Below are 16,577 nucleotides of genomic sequence, written 5' to 3'. Positions count from 1 at the left end.
ACCGCCGCATCCGGACCGCAGACCCGGCCGCTACGCCGTATACGAATCAACTGGCCGAGGAGACCGCGGCAGCACCGCCGGCCCGGTGTTCCCTCGGGCTGACGCCGAAGTGCCGTTTGAACGCCGTGCTCAAGGCGAACGCGCTGCCGTACCCGACCCGGCGGGCGATCGCCTCGACCGTGTCCTCGGTGCCCTGCAGCAGGTCGGCGGCCAGGTCGAGACGCCATTCGGTGAGGAATGCCATGGGTGGTTCCCCGACCAGTTCGGTGAACCGGCGGGCCAGCGCTGCCCGGGACGCCCCGACTTCCTGGGCGAGCGCGGCCACGGTCCAAGGGTGGGCGGGGTTGTGCTGGAGTAGTCGCAGGGCCTTTCCCACCAGCGGGTCGCCGTAGGCGTGGTACCACGGTGGTGCCTCGGCGCCGGAGAACCAGGTGCGCAGGGTCGAGATCAGCAGCAGGTCCAGCAGGCGGTCCAGCACCACGCCTTGGGCGGGCAGATCCTTGACGGTTTCGTCGGTCAGCAGGTCGAGCAACCGATCGTCGGAACGGCCGCGCGACAGTACCAGCATCGGCGGTAGTGCACGCAGTAGGCGCCGGCTCACCGCACCCACGTATTCGTAGGAGCCGGTGACGAACACCGTTTCCCCGTCCGGATCGTTACCCCATTGCCGTACCCCGAGACTCATGGTCTCGCAGAGCACTTCACCGTCCAGCGTCGTGGTGACCTGCCCGGGGTTGATCAGGATCTGCGGTTCGGTCGCGGGATCGTCGGCGACGGTATAGGGCCGCGTTCCCCGGAACACCGCAACGTCACCGGCCTCGATCCGGCGCTGCTCGCCGTCGGCGGTGAGCACCCACGCCCACCCCCGGACCACGGCCACGAGTGTCAGTGGCGATTCGTCCTGGATCCGCAGGGACCACGGCGGGCTGAGCATCGACCGCAGCACGAACGCGCCCCGGGCCCGTGGGCCTTCGAGCAGCGCCGCCAATGCATCCATCCATCAACGATAGCCGCGGTGCGTTCCGCACCGAACAGGATGAGGAAGCAGGTGCCCGAGCAATAGTTTGATCAGCAGCACCGGTGCAAACCACATCAGGAAAGGCGGGACCGTCACCAGCGTGGTTGTCACCAGTATTCCGGCGACAACCGCGCCGAACGCCACCGGTGTGCGGATCGCCCGCGGCGATCGGATCACCGCGACCGCGGACACCAGAGCCAGGCCATAGGTCACCGCCGCCGCAGTCCACCCGTACCCGGGCACCGCGAGGGCGAGCACGAATGGCTGGATGTGGACGACAACGAACAGGAGATGACTGTGCGCCGCCCGGCCCTGCCGGTGATACCAGCGCGTGGCCGAAGCGGTCGCGTTGACGACGGCGCCGCCGAACATATCGAAGCCGACGAGGGCAGTCACCACGACCACCAGCCACATTTGGCCTGCCTGCCACGCGAGCGCGCCCGCGGCAACGGCCCCACCGGCCCCCGCGCAGTAACCGAGTGCGATCTCGTCCCTCGTCGCGCCGGGCGCGATCAATCGGTCGGTGATGGTCATCGTCTGATCCCGTCGACGCAGATCGCGAGGAGGGGCTCTGTCAGATCGGGCAGCGAGATCCGGTCGTCGGCCAGCCATTGCACGAGACAGCCTTCGATCGCCCCGACGATCACGGCAGCGTGTTCGGCGCCGATTCCCGCCCGCAGTTGTCCTTCGTCCGCGGCCTCCTGCAGGAGGCCTCCGACTGCGGTCCGGTACTCGCTGTACACCTCTGCCGTGTTCATGGGTGCGCGTGCCGACCACACGTCGAGCAGTACTCGCGCATAGTCGGGGTGCGCGGCCAGCATCGCGACCGTCGACCGGATCAGCCGTCCGAGGCGGTCCAGGGGCGGCCCCTGGCCGAGCTCGTTCACCACTGCCGCCGATTGCTCCCGGTAATGCTGGAAGGCCGCCAGCAACAGTTCGTCGCGGCTGCGCACCACGAGATAGACGCTGCCCTTCGCCACGCCCGCCTCCGCCGCCACGTCCTCGATCCGGGAGGCCGCGAAACCTTTGCGGGCGAATACCCGCACGGCAGCTTCGATTATGTCGGTGCGCCGCCTGTCCTGATCCACTCGCTTCGGCATGGATCGATTATGACTGACTGGTCGGTCATAATCAATCCACTGCACCGACCACAAGCCCGGCCGGAAGTTTCTAGAGGTACATTCCGCCGTCGGCGTACTCGGTGCGCACCGCGATACTTTCGGCGCGGTCGCGAAGCGCGACGAGTTCGGCAAGCGTCGCGCCCCCGGCCGGAATATCGGCAGGCGTATCGCCCAGCCAGGTCCGCGCCTCGGTGGCGGTCAGCTTGCCGATCTCCACCTGCGCCAGGCATCTGCCCGGCCGGGTCACGGCGGGATGCAGCCGGGACAGGTCCTCGTTGGTGCTGATGGCGACCAGCACGTCACGGCCCTGGCCCAGCATTCCGTCGGTGAGATTGAGCAGCCTGGAAAGCCCCTGTCCCGAAGTGGATTTGGCTTCGGCGTGGATCAGCTCGTCGCAGTCCTCCAGGATGAGCAGCCGCCAGCGGTCGGATTCGTCGTCCTCACCTTCGGCACCCATCGCCGCACGCATCAGGTAGCCGGGTTTGGCGAACAGCATCTCCGGATCGAGAACGCAGTCGGCCTGACACCAGGGCGCCCAGGCCCGGGCGAGTGAGCGCAGGGCTGTGGTCTTACCGGTGCCGGGCGGACCGTGCAGAAGCAGTAATCGGCCCCGGATATCGGCCGGGCGCATTGCCATCAACCGATCCAGTGCACCCGCGACGGGGACGCTGTAGTTTTCCCGGATCTCCGGCCACTCGGGGGTGGTGACAGTGAGGGCGCGCCGGGTCGCTCCGCGGTCGCCCTGATGCCAGAAGCCCATTTTCACCGCGGACAGGTCGGTGGGGGCGGGCTGTTCGGCATCGCGGACCGATTCGGTGACGATGCGTTCGGCCAGCTCGTCGCTCACTGCGACCACTTCCAGCGTCGCCGACTTGTCGGCCCACCGGTCGGCGCGCAGGGTCCAGCCTTCGCCGAGCACCAGAATCGACTGCGAATCGGATTCCACGACCGAACGAGAGATCTGCGAGCCCGGCGGCCGCAGCAGGGCCTCCGGTCGCACCCGGTCCAGCTGTTTCTTCCGGTAGTACGGCTGCACGCCCCGGCCGAAGAGGCTCAGGGTCAGCATGTCCAGCAGGTCTCGGGGCGTGGAATACGAGTCGAGGACCGCCGACCAGGGCAAAGCCTCGGCGGGGTCGGCAGTGGTGGGATCGAATTCGATCAGGCGAAGTGGTTCGTTGCGTTCGGGCATCGCCGACCATGATCCGCCCGCGGTGACCGCACCGTCCACATATTTTCCCTTGTCGACGGCACGTCATCGACGCTTCGGATTCAGGATCCCAGGGCCAACTCGACCATCGGCACCGTATCGATCCCCTTGCCGGTGGCCTGCTCGATGATGCCGCTCAATTTCCGGTAGGCCTTCGGATGCCGGATCCGGTAGTCGGCCAGCACCACGGCCGTCTCCTGGGGCTCCAGCGGCCGGGCCACCGCCGGCGCCCGGTAGCGGGTGCCGATGCTCACCCGGCAGTGCGGGTCGGCCAGCAGGTTCCGGTACCACTGCGAGGTCTCGCCGAAGCCCGAGGCGATGATCACGGTGTCGGTGCCGGGACGGTCCACTGTTTCGAGTGCGACGTATCGTGCTTTCCCCGAGGTGCGCCCGATGTGCTCCAGCAGGAGCAGCCGGCCCCCGAAGAGAAAACCGAGCCGGGCACGGAACGCCCAGATCGGTGCCCGGACGAACCACCGAGTCCGCAACAGTTTTACGCCGATATCCGCCATTCGCCGACGCTAACAGCAAAGGCCCCGGAGCATGCGCGAGCACACTCCGGGGCCACCACTGCAGGCGGTTACAGCGCCTTGAGTTCCTCCGTGACCGCACCCACCGATTTCTTCGCGTCACCGAAGAGCATGGCGGTGTGGTCGGCGTAGAAGAGCGGGTTGTCGATACCGGCGAACCCGCTGTTCATCGAACGCTTCAGCACGATCACCGATTTCGCCTGATCGACATTGAGGACCGGCATTCCGTAGATCGGGCTGGCCGAATCCTCGCGGGCGGCCGGGTTGGTGACATCGTTCGCGCCGATCACCAGGGCGACATCGGTGCGGCCGAATTCGCCGTTGATATCGTCCATTTCCTTCATGGCGTCGTAGGACACCTCGGCCTCGGCGAGCAGTACGTTCATATGCCCGGGCATCCGGCCGGCCACCGGGTGGATGGCGTATTTGACCTCGACCCCCTTGGCTTCGAGCAGGCCCGCCATCTCCTTCACCGCATGCTGCGCCTGGGCGACGGCCATACCGTAGCCGGGGACCACGATCACCTGGTTGGCATAGGCCATCTGGATCGCGGCGTCGGCGGCGGAGGTCGCCTTGGCCTGCTTCTGCTCGCCGTCACCGGCGGCCGCCACCGCACCGCCGCCACCGAAGCCACCGGCGACGATGGCCGGAATGGACCGGTTCATGGCCTTGGCCATCAGGTTGGTGAGGATGGTGCCGGACGCGCCGACGATCATGCCGGCCACGATCATGGCCGTGTTGTTCAGTGCGAGACCGGCCGCCGCGGCCGACAGTCCGGTGAGGGCGTTGAGCAGCGAGATGACCACCGGCATATCGGCACCGCCGATGGGCAGCACGACCATGAGGCCGAGCACACCCGCAGCCAGCAGCAACCCGACCATCCACCACTGCGCCACACCGCCGTCGGACGCACCGAGACCGATCACGACCGCCGCGGCGACCGCAGCCACCAGCAGCAGCAGGTTCACCGGCTGCTGCAGTTTGCCCAGGCCGATCGGTTTACCGGGCAGGATCTCCTGCAGTTTGCCGAACGCGATGAGCGAACCCCAGAACGAGATGGAGCCGATGATCGCGGCGAACAGCGAGCCGACGATGATGTGCACCGTCGGTTCTTCACCGTGATGGAAGGTGGAGAACCCGGTGGTGTCGATGAATTCGGCCCACGCGATCAACGCGACCGTACCGCCGCCGACACCGTTGAACGCCGCCACCAGCTGCGGCATGGCGGTCATCTTGGTGCGCAGGGCGGGCGGCACTCCCAGCGCCACACCGACCGCCAGGCCGGCGACGATGAGGATCCAGTTGCTCGTATCGCGTACCGCGATGAGCGTGGCGACCACCGCGAGCGCCATACCGCCCGCGGCGATCCAGTTACCCCGGACCGCGGTCTTGGGGCCGGTGAGCCCCATCAGTCCGTAGATGAAGAGGGCGAAGGACAGGATGTAGAGGATATCGACCAGATTGTCCATGGATCACTGACCTGCCTTCTCGGCACCCGCGCCGGGCTTCTTACCTTTGAACATGCCCAGCATCCGGTCGGTCACCACGAAACCGCCGATCACGTTCAGGGTTCCGAACACCAGGGCCACGAACAGGATGATCTGCACCCCGATCGAGGGATCCTCCATCCGGCCCAGGGTGACCAGCGCACCCAGCACGACGATGCCGTGGATGGCGTTGGTGCCCGACATCAGCGGGGTGTGCAGGGTATTGGGGACCTTGGAGATCACCGCGAAACCCACGAATCCGGAGAGCACCAGAATGGCGATATTCGCCAGTAGCTCGCTGTACATCATTCGGCTTTCGTTGTCGGTTCGGCGTCACGGGTGACGCAGGAATCGGCCAGCACCTGATCGGAGAAATCCGGAGCCAGCTGCCCGTCGGCGAGCATCAGTTCCAGCAGCGCCGAAATATTCTTCGAATACAGCTCGCTGGCGTGCTCGGGCATGGTGGCGGGCAGGTTCAGCGGCGAACAGATCGTCACCTCGTGCTTGACCACGGTTTCGCCGGGTTCGGTGAGTTCGCAGTTACCACCGGTTTCGCCGGCCAGGTCCACGATCACGCTGCCGGGTTTCATCCCGGCGACCGCGGCGGCGGTCACCAGGCGCGGCGCGGGACGGCCCGGCACCAGCGCGGTCGTGATCACTACATCGAAACCCTTGATCGCGTCTTCGAGAGCCTGCTGCTGTTTCGCCTTCTCGTCGTCGGTGAGCTCGCGGGCGTAGCCGCCCTCACCGGCGGCGTCGATACCGAGATCGAGCCACTGCGCACCGACCGACCGGACCTGATCGGCGACCTCGGGCCGCACGTCGTAACCGGTCGTCCGCCCGCCGAGCCGCTTGGCCGTGGCCAGCGCCTGCAACCCCGCGACACCGACACCGAGTACCAGCACGGTCGCCGGTTTCACGGTGCCCGCGGCGGTGGTCAGCATGGGGAAGAATCGGGTCGATTCCGACGCTGCCAGCAGGACCGCCTTGTACCCGGCGACATTCGCCTGCGAGGACAGTGCGTCCATCACCTGGGCCCGCGAAATGCGCGGGATCGCTTCGACGGCGAACGCCTGCACCTGCTTCTTCTTCAGCGCGTCGATCTGGTTGTCGGCATTGCGCGGCGCCAGGAATCCGATGAGAGTCTGGTCCGCGGCCAGTTTCGCGACCTCGGCATCGGTGGGCGGCGCGACCTTCACGACCACATCGGCCGACCAGGCATCGCCGATCGTGGCACCGGCCTCGGTGTAGGCGGTATCGGGAATGAGCGCGCTCTGTCCGGCTCCGGCTTCGACGACGACCTCCACACCCTGTTTCACCAGGGCGGGAATGATCTTCGGCACCAGGGCGACCCGCCGCTCGCCCGCGGCGGTTTCGCGAACGACACCGACACGCGCCCCGCGCGGCGACGAATCGCTCACGGTCTGCGTTGTCTCCACTTGTCTGTTTCCCTCTCCTACGTCTCCGGCCGCCGATTACGGCGCCGGGCGGGGTGTTCGTGAACACCCCGCCCGAAATCCTCGCCACCGTACATCGACGGGAGTGAGATTAGCTGAGATGCCCGTCACATCCACACCGCAGGGCCCACTACCTTCGCATCGGTAAATGCTGATCAGAGCGGTCATCGACAGAACCGTTCCGGCAGGTCTGAAAAGTTTGCTAATTCCACCCGGCCGCCGGGTCCGGCCGGGCCGTACACCGTAGAGTCGCCCTGTGAGCGAATGCGTTTTCTGCCTGATCGTGGCCGGTGCCGCGCCGGCCCACCGGGTCTACGAGGACGACACCGTCTGCGCGTTTCTCGATATCCGGCCGATCACCCGCGGGCATACCCTGGTGATCCCCAAGAGCCACGCCACCGACCTGTCCGAACTCGACCCGGAAACCGGTGCCGAACTGTTCCGGGTCGGGCATCGGATCGCGCGTGCGGTACAGGGTCCGGCATTCGCCGCCGACGGCGCGAACCTGCTGATCAACGACGGCAAGGCGGCATTCCAGACGGTCGGCCACGTGCATTTGCACGTACTGCCCCGCAAACACGGCGACAAGTTCCGGTTTGCGTCCGGTCTGCTACTACGCCGCTCGCACGAACCGGAGCGCGTCGCGGCCGCGCTCCGCGCCGGTTTGTCCACCCTCGACACCACGACCACCGAAACCGATACCGACCCCGGCTGATCCGGTTTCTCCACCGACCTGACCGATGACCAGCCCACGGAAGGCACCGCCCATGTCCGATCTCCCCGACCGCCCCGAACTCGTCCGGCTGCTGTCCGACCAGTTCGACGCCCTGGCCGACCTGGTCGGCGGGCTCGACGAGGACCGGTGGCGGTTACCGTCGCCCCTGCCCGGCTGGACGGTTTTCGATGTGATCGGCCATATCATCGGCACCGAATCGCTACTGCTCGGCGATAAGCCGCCGGCCCGGGCTGCGCAGGCACCCGATATCGACGTCAAGACATTGCCGCACGTCCGCAACGATATCGGGGCGTTGAACGAGATCTGGTTGCAGCGGTTGCGGCCGCTGTCCGGCGTGGAGCTGCTGCGGATGTACCACGAGGTGATCGACCGGCGCCGGAAAGCGTTGTCCGCCATGGACGAGCAGGCGTGGCTCGCGCCCTCGCAGTCCCCGGTCGGTGAGGTGCCCTACGCGCGGTTCATGCGGGTCCGGTTGTTCGACTGCTGGATGCACGAACTCGATATCGCCGACGCGCTGGGCGAACGGGTCGACGAGGGCGGCGCACGCGGCGAGACGGCGTTCACGGAGTTCGCGCAGTCGCTCCCCCGAGTACTCGCGAAACGCGGTGGCGCACCGGCCGGTTCACTGATCACCCTCCAGTTGACCGGCCCCCTCGCGCGGACACTGCATATCGAGGTCGGCGACCGGGCCGCCTACGTGAGCACTCCCGACCGGGAGGCCACGGTGACACTGGACCTGGATTCGGGCCTGCTGGTGCGGCTCGGCGGCGGGCGTCTCGATCCCGAAACCGCGCTGGACCGCATCACTTTCGCGGGCGACGACGAACTGGGCCGGCAGCTGGCCCGGAACCTGGCGTTCACCATCTGAGATGCGACTTTTCCTGGCCAGTTACCGGTTCGGCGAACATTACGATGTGTTCGCCGAACTCGCCGGTGCGCCGGGCCCGATCGCGGTGATCGCCAATGCCTGCGATTCCTGGCCCGGCGCACGCGCGGCGGCGGTGACCAGCGAGCTGGTGCCGTTGCGCAACCTGGGCTTCGATCCACATGAGGTGGATCTGCGCGAATACATCGGCCGTGCGGCCGAATTGCGCCGTACCCTGTCCGGGTTTCCGGTGCTGTGGGTGCGCGGCGGTAACACCTTCGTGCTCCGCGCCCAGTTCGCGCGCAGCGGTGCGGACACGGTGATCCCGGAACTGCTCGCCGCGGATTCGTTCCTGTACGCGGGTTACAGCGCGGGCGCCTGCCTGCTGGGGCCACATCTGCGCGGGCTGGAAACCTCCGACGATCCTGGGGAAGTGGCGCCGGCCTGCGGGATCGAGCCGGTGTGGGAGGGACTCGGGTTGATCGACCGACCGATCGTCCCGCACCTCGACTCCCCCACCGATCCCGACGGCACGGGGAATGCCCTCGCGGCCCGCCTGCGTGCCGACCGCACCCCACACTGGGCGCTCACCGATGCCGATGCCGTCGTCCGAGACGGAACCGAAATACGTCTCTACACAAGCTGATCCGATCGTTCACTCGCCGGCACGCGTAACGCGGCTCTACGGCAGCAGAAAACCGAACACGATCGACACGGGATGCGCGTGCGATGCCGGATTCAGTTGCGGCGGAATACGATCCAGCGCATGGCCGAGTACATGTACACGGCTTCGCACGCGCCCGCCAGTAGGCGCGCGACGTGGTACTGCACACCCAGCGCCGCGAGACCCGCTCCCACACCCAGGATGAACGCCAGGTAGTTGATCACCACCACGACGGTGTAGACGACCGCTTGCCGCCCGGCCGGTGCGTGGGACCGGAAGTTCAGGGTGCGATTGAGGTAGAACGCCAGCGCGAAAGCGCAGACATAGCCGACCGTCACCGACAACCAGCCCGGGAGGCCGAGCCCGCTGCGCATCCCCGTCAGGATCAGCAGGTCGACGCCGAAGGTGAAGCTGTTGATCAACGCGAAGCCGAGGAAGGTCGGCGGGACGATCCGGTCGAGCCCCCAGGGCAGTCGCGCGACCACCCCCGTACACCACCGGGCGAACCGGCTCGCCCACGTTTCCGCTTCCGTCGCCGCCTCCTGCACGCGGCCAGCGTCGCAGGGACAGGTGACGGAGAGGTGAGCACGCGGCAAACCACGAACTCCCGACCGTTCGAATGCACTCGACCCCAACATCGGCAGTTTGTCGTTTCGGCAAATTTCCTTGCCAGTATTGCCGAAGTTCTGGATAGTCGGCAGCAAGGAGGTGGTCGAGGTGACCGAACAACTGGCGAACGATTCGCTGGACAACGACTACGACGTGGTGGTGGCCGGTGGCGGAGCGGCCGGGCTGAACGGAGCACTGATGCTGGCGCGCTCGAGGCGCACAGTAGCAGTGATCGACGCGGGCGAACCCCGCAACGCGCCCGCCGACGGAGTGCACGGACTACTGGCCCGCGACGGCATGCCGCCCGCGGAACTGCTGGCGCGCGGCCGGGCGGAAGTACGCAGCTACGGCGGGCACGTGGTGTCCGGAGAAATCACCGGGGCCACCCGAACGGAACACGGATTCACGATCGGCCTGGCCGACGGGCGCAGCGTCCGGGCCCGGCGCCTGCTGGTCACCACGGGGTTGACCGACGAACTCCCGGATATCACCGGCCTCCGCGAACGCTGGGGTCGCGATGTCGTGCACTGCCCCTACTGCCACGGCTGGGAGGTCCGCGACCGCGCCATCGGCCTGCTGGCGACCGGCCCGATGGCAATGCACCAGGTGCAATTGTTCCGCCAGCTCAGCGACGATGTCGTGTTCTTCACCCACGACGGCCCCGAGCTCACCGCCGAGGACGCCGAACGGCTGGCGGCACGGGATATTCGCGTAGTGACCGGGAAAGTCACCGCCGTCGAGACGGGCGGCGACGGGATCACCGGGCTGCGTCTCGCCGATGGCACGATCGTCGCCCGCGATGTGGTCGCTATCGGAACACGGATGGTCGCGCGGGCGGGTTTCCTCGACGATCTGGGTTTGCCCGCGATCGATCACCCGACCGGCATGGGCCGCTACATTCCGGCCGACCCGACCGGCCGCACCGAGGTCCCCGGAGTATGGGCGGCAGGCAATGTCACCGATATCTCCGCACAGGTCGGCGCCGCCGCCGCAGCGGGCGCGATGGCCGGGGCACAGATAAATGCGGACCTGGTCGAAGAGGAGATCCGCACGGCAGTCGACGCCCGGGCGGCGCTACCGTGACATCGTGGACCTGCGCGCTTTGACCGACCGGCTGCCCGCCGGTGCCGTGATCACCGACCCCGATATCGTCGCCGGATACCGGCAGGACCGCGCCCTGGACCCCGGCGCCGGCACACCGGCCGCCGTGGTCCGCGCAACCGGGACCGCCGATGTGCGCGAAACCCTGCTCTGGGCCGATGAGCACCGGGTTGCGGTGGTTCCGCGCGGCGCCGGTTCAGGCCTCTCCGGCGGGGCGACCGCGCTCGACGGCGGGATCGTGCTGAGCACGGAGCGGATGCGCGATATCCGGATCGACCCGGTCACCCGGACCGCCGTGGTCCAGCCCGGGCTCCTCAACGCCGAGGTGAAGCGGGCGGTGGCGGAGCACGGGTTGTGGTATCCGCCGGACCCTTCCTCGTTCGAGATCTGTTCCATCGGCGGTAATGCCGCCACCAACGCGGGCGGACTGTGCTGTGTGAAATACGGCGTGACCACCGACTACATACTCGGGATGGAAGTCGTACTGGCCGACGGCAGCGTGGTGCGGCTGGGCGGACCACGGTTGAAGGATTCGGCCGGGCTGTCGCTGACGAAGATGTTCGTCGGCAGCGAGGGCACGCTCGGTGTGATCACCGAACTCACCCTGCGCCTACTGCCCGCCCAACCCGCGCAATGCACCGTCGTCGCCTCGTTCGCGACGCTCACCGCCGCCACCGAGGCCATTCTCGCCATCACCGGCGCACTACGGCCCGCCATGCTGGAATTCATGGACTCCGTCGCGATCAACGCGGTGGAGGACGAAATGCGGATGGGTCTCGATCGCGAGGCTGCGGCGCTGCTGGTCGCCCGGTCCGACGCCCCGGGCGAGCACGCCGCCCAGGAGGCCCGGGTGATGCTGGAGGCCTGCCGGGCCGCGGGCGCGACCGAGGTCTTCGAAACCGCCGACGCCGAGGAGGGCGAGGCGTTCACCGCGGCCCGCCGCTTCGCGATCCCGGCGGTCGAGCGGATCGGGCGGCTACTGCTCGAGGATGTCGGGGTGCCGCTCCCCCGGCTCGGTGATCTGGTCACCGGTGTCGCCGAGATCGCCCGGCGCAACGACGTCACGGTGTCGGTGATCGCGCATGCCGGCGACGGCAACACCCACCCGCTGATCGTCCACAACCCCGACGACCCCGACGAAACCGAACGTGCGCACCGCGCGTTCGGCGAGATCATGGACCTGGCCATCACGCTCGACGGCACCATCACCGGCGAGCACGGAGTCGGACGGTTGAAAAAAGACTGGCTGCCCGATCAACTCGGCCCCGACGTGATGGCGCTGACCCGCCGGATCAAGGATGCGCTCGACCCGCACGGCATCCTCAACCCCGGCGCCATCCTCTGACAGCGCGCCCGGTAACTCGTTCGAACTCCTCTTGGGTCGAGGGGGTGCACCTCTGCCGTCCGGACGTTCTGCGCACCGGGCACACCAGGCGCATCAGGCCCGGGTGCGGCGTCCGGAACAAACCGGGTGCAGGCGGCCGTTCCAACAGACGTGAGCACCGAACTCCGACACAATGCCGCCGATACCCGTTTCGAGATCTATCTCGACGGTTCCCTGGCCGGCTATGCCGACTACGCGGAAACCGAGAGCCCGAAGGTCCGCAACTTCCACCACACGATCACCTTCCCCGAGTTCCGGGGACACGGGGTGGCCGCGCAGGTGGTGAAGTACGCCCTCGACGAGAGCCGGGCGGCAGGCTTTTCGGTCACCGCCACCTGCTGGTACGTGGACGAATACATCGGCAAACATCCGGAGTACGCCGATCTCGTCCACCGCTGAGGCGGCACCGGCCGGTAGCTCCGCTCCGCACAGCCGGCGGCGACAGCTGATCAGCTGGTCTCGGCCAGTATCCATTCCCCATATGCCGGGTTCACACCGGTCACCGGCACCGCGACGACCTGCGGCACCTCGTCGGGATGCTCGGAATTGGCGCGCTCGATGATCGCGTCGACGTGCGATGCCCGGGTGTGCAGCACCACCACGGCTTCGGACGCGTCCTCCACCTCTCCTTCCCACCGGTAGATGGACCGGACCTCCGGGTGGATGTTCCCGCATGCCGCCAACCGGTCGGACACAAGCCGCCGGGTGAACTCCGCCAGCCATTCTTCGTCGGGTCCGCTGATGGTGACGTCCACAAGATCGCTATCGCTCACGGCGTACATGATCCACCAGCGCCGCGCGTCGCGCGCGGGAAGGATGCGGTGCGGCAGGACAGCGAACGTAACTCTCGAAGCGCCCGTCACTCTCTGGTGGTGTACGGCCCCGCGACCGCCCGGCTGTCGGTGACCCCCAGATCGGCATCGACATCGCTTTCGACGACCGCGCTCACCGATCGCGCCGCCGGCTCGTAGAGCTCGGACACATTGCCGTCCAGCCAATGCGCGACCCCGTGCGATCCGGCGCTCGTCACGCCCGCGATCTGGACGATAACGCGGCCGTCCTCCTCGCGGCGGCCGAGGAAACCGATATCTGCTCCCGGGTCCCCAGTTGCCGGGGCGGTGTACCGGCGGCCGGTGGCCTTGTCTACGAGACACCATTCGCCGTCGGCTTTTTCGAGGCTCAACGCCTCGTCGGCGGCGAGCAGTTCCTGCGCCACCGGAGCAGAGCCGGGGTCGCAGATCACCACCGTGTCACCGGCCGGTACGTCCGCCGCGTCGGGGTCGATTTCGAATCGTGACGAGGCGAGAGACAGGCGGGCCAAGACTTTTTCGACTAGTTGCCGGGCCGCTCGGTCGCTCGCGTCGACGGCAGTATCGTCCGCCTCTGCGTCACGCCGCGGAATCCCGATGGCCACCGGTCCGACACCGAAGAAGGCCCGTTCGGCCGGTGGTGCACCCGATTTGATCTGACTGATCCGGCCTTTGGTGATACCGAGCAGTTCCGCGATCTCGGTGTAGTTCAGGCCTTTTCGGTGGGCCTCTTCGATCGCCTCTTTGCGCAGGCGCGCCAGTTCGGCGGCTCGCTGCTGGTAGAGCGTGATCAGTTCGGTCGCCCGCCGCCCGCGCTGTATCGGATCGGGCTCGGAACGGACATGCTCGAACTCGCTTGTGCCACCCACGCCCTGAGTCTAGAGATTCCGGCTTGACCGCATCGGCGGGTCGACGTAACATCTCGGTTTATCCCCCCTAAATGTTCCGCGGCTCCACTTTGATCCACCGGTTTAGGAAGCATAAATCACGGCATGATCGCCCGCACACCGATTCGCGGTAGGCGGGCTCCGGCGAACCCATGAACATACGAGGTCCCCCGATGAACCATGATCGTCCCCGCTTGCCCTCGAGAACCCCTGCCCACCGCGCCACAGCGGAGACACTCCGACTGTGGCGGCTCGGCGAATGCACCGACGCGGCAATCCTGACCCGCGTCGCTGCCGAATTACGCGCACTACCCGGTCCACCTCTCGCAACTCCCGGCAACACGGTGTCACCGCACGAAACGGCAAGCAGCGCCACCTACTTGCCCACCCCATCCGAGCACCCACTGACCGCACAGGACAACCGATGACATACGTGGAAGAACCGGTGTGCCACTGCGGAAACGAACCCTGGATTCACCGCGGAATGCTGCGCCCGGCAGCCGGCCCCGGGCGTTTCCGGTGTCCGGAAACCCTTCATTGCCTGCACGGCACCACCATCGAAGACGGGCGGATAGCCGACCACTGGCGAAACGTACCCGGCGAATGCCCCTGGGCCGGAACGAAAGTCACCGAACACCCCCGCTGCGCCTGCGGGCGGGGCCCGTGGATCAAACTGCGCCACCTACGCCTGTTCACCCGCAAACACCTCACCGGCCCAGTGGTTTCCCTCGCCTGCCCAGGCCTGTGTCCCGGACCCCACGTCGCCGTCCACGATCACCACATCTGCGACCACCCCCGCGATAGCGACACCCGATGCCCGTGGTCGGGCACCCGGATCGCGCCCGTGGGCATCGCGCCACCGTTGTTCGTTTCCGATCCGCGGACGGGCTGAAGCCGAACGACTCACCGGAAGGACGACGAGCGAAGCGGGCTTCGCTCGTCACGTCCAGTCAGCGTGAGGCGGCGCAATGAGGCCGCAAAGATGTGTCACGGGTCTACAGGGTCGCGCGATGCGCCCTGTTCACGATCATGAGCTCATCGAGCGCATCCCGCGTCCGGATCAGCTCATCGATATGCGCCGACAGGCGGTCGCGTTCCTGCACCAGCCGCCCCAGCGCCGCATCGGAGGTCTCCTCGCTCGGCGATTCGACGCACGGCAGGACTTCGGCGACAGTGCGGCTGGACAGGCCCGCGGCGTACATGCGCTGGATGAATTCGACCCGCGCCACATGGTCGGGCGTGTAGTGCCGCTGCCCACTGGGGCTGCGTGCACTGACCAGCAGCCCCTGCTCTTCGTAGTAGCGCAGCGACCGGATACTGACCCCGGTTCGTGCCGCCAGCTCACCGATCCGCATCTCGACCTCCCGCGTGACTCGCACCACTCGTCTTGCCTCTCACATAGATGTGAGGTTTTACGGTAGCCCACGCGTCCTGGATGCGACGCGACAGACCACGAAGGAGCCCCGAAGTGACGACACTTTTCGACAGCTACCGGCTCGGCGACCTGCCCCTGCCCAATCGCGTGGTGATGGCCCCGATGTCCCGGGTCCGCGCCGCCGCGGGCGGTCTGGCAACAGCCGCGATGGCCACGTACTACGCCCAGCGCGCGACCGCCGGGTTGATCGTCACCGAAGGGGTGCAACCCAACCTGGTCGGCCAATCCAATCCGGGAACACCGGGCCTGTACACGGACGAACAGGTCGCTTCATGGCGTCCGGTCACCGCGGCCGTCCACACCAACGGCGGACGGATCTTCGCGCAGATCATGCACGGCGGACGCGTCTCCCACCCCGACACCACCGGTATGCAGCCGGTCGGCCCCTCGGCCGTACCGGCCGTCGGCGAGGTCTTCGCACCGTCCGGCCGGCTCCCCGCCCCGGTCCCCCGCGCCCTGGACACCGCCGAAATTCCGGAGCAGGCCGAATCGTATGCCGCAGCGGCCCGCCGCGCGGTCGAGGCCGGATTCGACGGTGTGGAATTGCACGGCGCGAACGGCTATCTGATCTCGCAATTCCTCTCGTCGAACGCCAACCTGCGTACCGATCGCTACGGCGGTTCGATCCTGAACCGCATCCGATTCGCCGTCGAATCGGCCGCCGCAACCGTTGCGGCCGTCGGCGGCGCACGAACCGGTATCCGCCTCTCTCCGGGCGGCGGGCTCTGGGGCGTCGAGGAAACCGATACGGCCGAGCTGTACCGCGCACTACTGAGCGAGCTGGCCCCGCTCGGCCTCGCCTACATCCATCTGGAGGCCACGATCGACGACGAAATACTGCTCGACCTCCGCCGGGCGTGGCCGGGCACGCTCATCATGAACCCGGTACACCCCTCGAACCCGAACCCCACAGGTCCAGCCGATGCCGACCGCTGGCTCCAAGCGGGCGCCGACCTGATCAGTTTCGGCCGCGCGTTCCTCGCCAACCCCGACCTCGTCGAGCGGCTGCGCAACGCGCTCCCCCTCGCCCCCGCCGACGAGGAAACCTACTTCCAGGGCGGCGACGCGGGCTACCTCACCTACCCCGCATACCGATACACAGCCTGACGGACAGTTCCGCGGACCGCGGGCACGAATCGACCCTGGATGTGCCGAACCCATCGAAATATCTGCAGAATCCGGAGCTGCCCGGCGACCGAAACGCAGGTGCCCCGAGCCACCGGCTCGGGGCACCGCGGCAACTCCGCCGGTCAGGTCTGCGGACCGA

The 16,577-nt window shown here is 67.4% G+C and carries 20 protein-coding genes; 8 read left to right on the top strand and 12 right to left on the bottom strand.

Annotation, left to right across the window (positions count from 1 at the left end; all coding sequences use genetic code 11):
- Window positions 1-46: 46 nt before the first annotated feature.
- The 8 genes from ON22_RS04915 to ON22_RS04880 form a co-directional block, all read right to left on the bottom strand.
- Complete coding sequence (locus ON22_RS04915; RefSeq protein WP_033244394.1) at window positions 47-997, bottom strand: AraC family transcriptional regulator; 951 nt, start codon at window positions 995-997, stop codon at window positions 47-49.
- A 3-nt stretch (window positions 998-1,000) separates the two neighbouring features.
- Window positions 1,001-1,552 carry a hypothetical protein gene (locus tag ON22_RS04910; RefSeq protein ID WP_051157159.1) on the bottom strand — a complete coding sequence of 184 codons (552 nt, stop codon included), beginning with the start codon at window positions 1,550-1,552 and terminating at the stop codon, window positions 1,001-1,003.
- Window positions 1,549-2,118: a TetR/AcrR family transcriptional regulator gene (locus tag ON22_RS04905; RefSeq protein WP_033244393.1), complete on the bottom strand. Its 570-nt coding sequence runs from the start codon at window positions 2,116-2,118 to the stop codon at window positions 1,549-1,551. Before ON22_RS04905 ends, ON22_RS04910 begins: the two co-directional genes overlap by 4 nt.
- A gap of 70 nt (window positions 2,119-2,188) precedes the next feature.
- Window positions 2,189-3,328: a DUF5925 domain-containing protein gene (locus ON22_RS04900; protein ID WP_033244670.1), complete on the bottom strand. Its 1,140-nt coding sequence runs from the start codon at window positions 3,326-3,328 to the stop codon at window positions 2,189-2,191.
- Between the two features lie 80 nt (window positions 3,329-3,408).
- Complete coding sequence (locus ON22_RS04895) at window positions 3,409-3,858, bottom strand: nitroreductase family deazaflavin-dependent oxidoreductase (protein WP_033244392.1); 450 nt, start codon at window positions 3,856-3,858, stop codon at window positions 3,409-3,411.
- 68 nt (window positions 3,859-3,926) lie between these two features.
- A complete protein-coding gene (locus tag ON22_RS04890) occupies window positions 3,927-5,345 on the bottom strand; it encodes an NAD(P)(+) transhydrogenase (Re/Si-specific) subunit beta (RefSeq protein WP_033244391.1) in 1,419 nt (472 codons plus the stop codon).
- 3 nt (window positions 5,346-5,348) lie between these two features.
- Window positions 5,349-5,669 (bottom strand): NAD(P) transhydrogenase subunit alpha part 2, encoded by a 321-nt coding sequence (locus tag ON22_RS04885; protein ID WP_033244390.1) that lies wholly within the window; start codon window positions 5,667-5,669, stop codon window positions 5,349-5,351.
- Window positions 5,669-6,802, bottom strand: coding sequence for a Re/Si-specific NAD(P)(+) transhydrogenase subunit alpha (locus ON22_RS04880; protein ID WP_033244389.1), 1,134 nt, complete (start codon window positions 6,800-6,802; stop codon window positions 5,669-5,671). The genes ON22_RS04885 and ON22_RS04880 overlap by 1 nt, the downstream gene beginning before the upstream one ends.
- Before the next feature lie 274 nt (window positions 6,803-7,076).
- Between ON22_RS04880 and ON22_RS04875 the strand changes: the two genes are divergently transcribed.
- The 3 genes from ON22_RS04875 to ON22_RS04865 are packed head-to-tail and all read left to right on the top strand — an operon-like array spanning window position 7,077 to window position 9,067.
- Complete coding sequence (locus tag ON22_RS04875) at window positions 7,077-7,535, top strand: HIT family protein (RefSeq protein WP_033244388.1); 459 nt, start codon at window positions 7,077-7,079, stop codon at window positions 7,533-7,535.
- A 52-nt stretch (window positions 7,536-7,587) separates the two neighbouring features.
- Window positions 7,588-8,424 carry a maleylpyruvate isomerase family mycothiol-dependent enzyme gene (locus tag ON22_RS04870; protein WP_033244387.1) on the top strand — a complete coding sequence of 279 codons (837 nt, stop codon included), beginning with the start codon at window positions 7,588-7,590 and terminating at the stop codon, window positions 8,422-8,424.
- A gap of 1 nt (window position 8,425) precedes the next feature.
- The gene (locus tag ON22_RS04865) at window positions 8,426-9,067 is read left to right on the top strand and encodes a Type 1 glutamine amidotransferase-like domain-containing protein (protein ID WP_033244386.1); all 642 of its coding nucleotides are present in this window, start codon (window positions 8,426-8,428) and stop codon (window positions 9,065-9,067) included.
- A 92-nt stretch (window positions 9,068-9,159) separates the two neighbouring features.
- Here ON22_RS04865 and ON22_RS04860 read toward each other — a convergent pair whose 3' ends face one another.
- On the bottom strand, window positions 9,160-9,633 hold the full coding sequence (locus tag ON22_RS04860; protein WP_033244385.1) for a GtrA family protein: 474 nt from the start codon (window positions 9,631-9,633) through the stop codon (window positions 9,160-9,162).
- A 160-nt stretch (window positions 9,634-9,793) separates the two neighbouring features.
- Here ON22_RS04860 and ON22_RS04855 point away from each other — a divergent pair, with 160 nt between their 5' ends.
- From ON22_RS04855 to ON22_RS04845, 3 genes are all read left to right on the top strand, one after another.
- Entirely contained in the window at window positions 9,794-10,777 is a 984-nt protein-coding gene (locus ON22_RS04855; RefSeq protein ID WP_081595347.1) for an NAD(P)/FAD-dependent oxidoreductase, read from the top strand.
- Window positions 10,778-10,781: 4 nt separating this feature from the next.
- Complete coding sequence (locus ON22_RS04850; RefSeq protein ID WP_033244384.1) at window positions 10,782-12,140, top strand: FAD-binding oxidoreductase; 1,359 nt, start codon at window positions 10,782-10,784, stop codon at window positions 12,138-12,140.
- A 150-nt stretch (window positions 12,141-12,290) separates the two neighbouring features.
- The gene (locus ON22_RS04845; protein ID WP_033244383.1) at window positions 12,291-12,578 is read left to right on the top strand and encodes a GNAT family N-acetyltransferase; all 288 of its coding nucleotides are present in this window, start codon (window positions 12,291-12,293) and stop codon (window positions 12,576-12,578) included.
- A gap of 50 nt (window positions 12,579-12,628) precedes the next feature.
- Here ON22_RS04845 and cutA read toward each other — a convergent pair whose 3' ends face one another.
- On the bottom strand, window positions 12,629-12,952 hold the full coding sequence (cutA, locus tag ON22_RS04840) for a divalent-cation tolerance protein CutA (protein WP_033244668.1): 324 nt from the start codon (window positions 12,950-12,952) through the stop codon (window positions 12,629-12,631).
- 86 nt (window positions 12,953-13,038) lie between these two features.
- On the bottom strand, window positions 13,039-13,857 hold the full coding sequence (locus tag ON22_RS04835; RefSeq protein WP_033244382.1) for a sigma factor-like helix-turn-helix DNA-binding protein: 819 nt from the start codon (window positions 13,855-13,857) through the stop codon (window positions 13,039-13,041).
- Between the two features lie 442 nt (window positions 13,858-14,299).
- Here ON22_RS04835 and ON22_RS04830 point away from each other — a divergent pair, with 442 nt between their 5' ends.
- Window positions 14,300-14,767, top strand: coding sequence for a hypothetical protein (locus ON22_RS04830; RefSeq protein ID WP_156052305.1), 468 nt, complete (start codon window positions 14,300-14,302; stop codon window positions 14,765-14,767).
- Between the two features lie 103 nt (window positions 14,768-14,870).
- Here the strand turns inward: ON22_RS04830 and ON22_RS04825 are convergent, their stop codons facing one another.
- Window positions 14,871-15,257, bottom strand: coding sequence for a MerR family transcriptional regulator (locus tag ON22_RS04825; protein WP_306306582.1), 387 nt, complete (start codon window positions 15,255-15,257; stop codon window positions 14,871-14,873).
- Between the two features lie 86 nt (window positions 15,258-15,343).
- Here ON22_RS04825 and ON22_RS04820 point away from each other — a divergent pair, with 86 nt between their 5' ends.
- The gene (locus ON22_RS04820; protein WP_033244380.1) at window positions 15,344-16,417 is read left to right on the top strand and encodes an oxidoreductase; all 1,074 of its coding nucleotides are present in this window, start codon (window positions 15,344-15,346) and stop codon (window positions 16,415-16,417) included.
- Window positions 16,418-16,577 lie beyond the last annotated feature (160 nt).

This window comes from Nocardia carnea NBRC 14403, from assembly GCF_000308515.1.
Lineage (GTDB): Bacteria > Actinomycetota > Actinomycetes > Mycobacteriales > Mycobacteriaceae > Nocardia > Nocardia carnea.
The sequence above is the reverse complement of the archived record's forward strand: the minus strand, read 5'-3'. Positions and strand labels throughout refer to the sequence as shown.

Coding starts and splice junctions, on each gene's coding strand:
- ON22_RS04915 (WP_033244394.1), bottom strand. CDS start 997: ATGGATGCATTGGCGGCGCTGCTCGAAGGCCCACGGGCCCGGGGCGCG.
- ON22_RS04910 (WP_051157159.1), bottom strand. CDS start 1,552: ATGACCATCACCGACCGATTGATCGCGCCCGGCGCGACGAGGGACGAG.
- ON22_RS04905 (WP_033244393.1), bottom strand. CDS start 2,118: ATGCCGAAGCGAGTGGATCAGGACAGGCGGCGCACCGACATAATCGAA.
- ON22_RS04900 (WP_033244670.1), bottom strand. CDS start 3,328: ATGCCCGAACGCAACGAACCACTTCGCCTGATCGAATTCGATCCCACC.
- ON22_RS04895 (WP_033244392.1), bottom strand. CDS start 3,858: ATGGCGGATATCGGCGTAAAACTGTTGCGGACTCGGTGGTTCGTCCGG.
- ON22_RS04890 (WP_033244391.1), bottom strand. CDS start 5,345: ATGGACAATCTGGTCGATATCCTCTACATCCTGTCCTTCGCCCTCTTC.
- ON22_RS04885 (WP_033244390.1), bottom strand. CDS start 5,669: ATGTACAGCGAGCTACTGGCGAATATCGCCATTCTGGTGCTCTCCGGA.
- ON22_RS04870 (WP_033244387.1), top strand. CDS start 7,588: ATGTCCGATCTCCCCGACCGCCCCGAACTCGTCCGGCTGCTGTCCGAC.
- ON22_RS04865 (WP_033244386.1), top strand. CDS start 8,426: ATGCGACTTTTCCTGGCCAGTTACCGGTTCGGCGAACATTACGATGTG.
- ON22_RS04830 (WP_156052305.1), top strand. CDS start 14,300: ATGACATACGTGGAAGAACCGGTGTGCCACTGCGGAAACGAACCCTGG.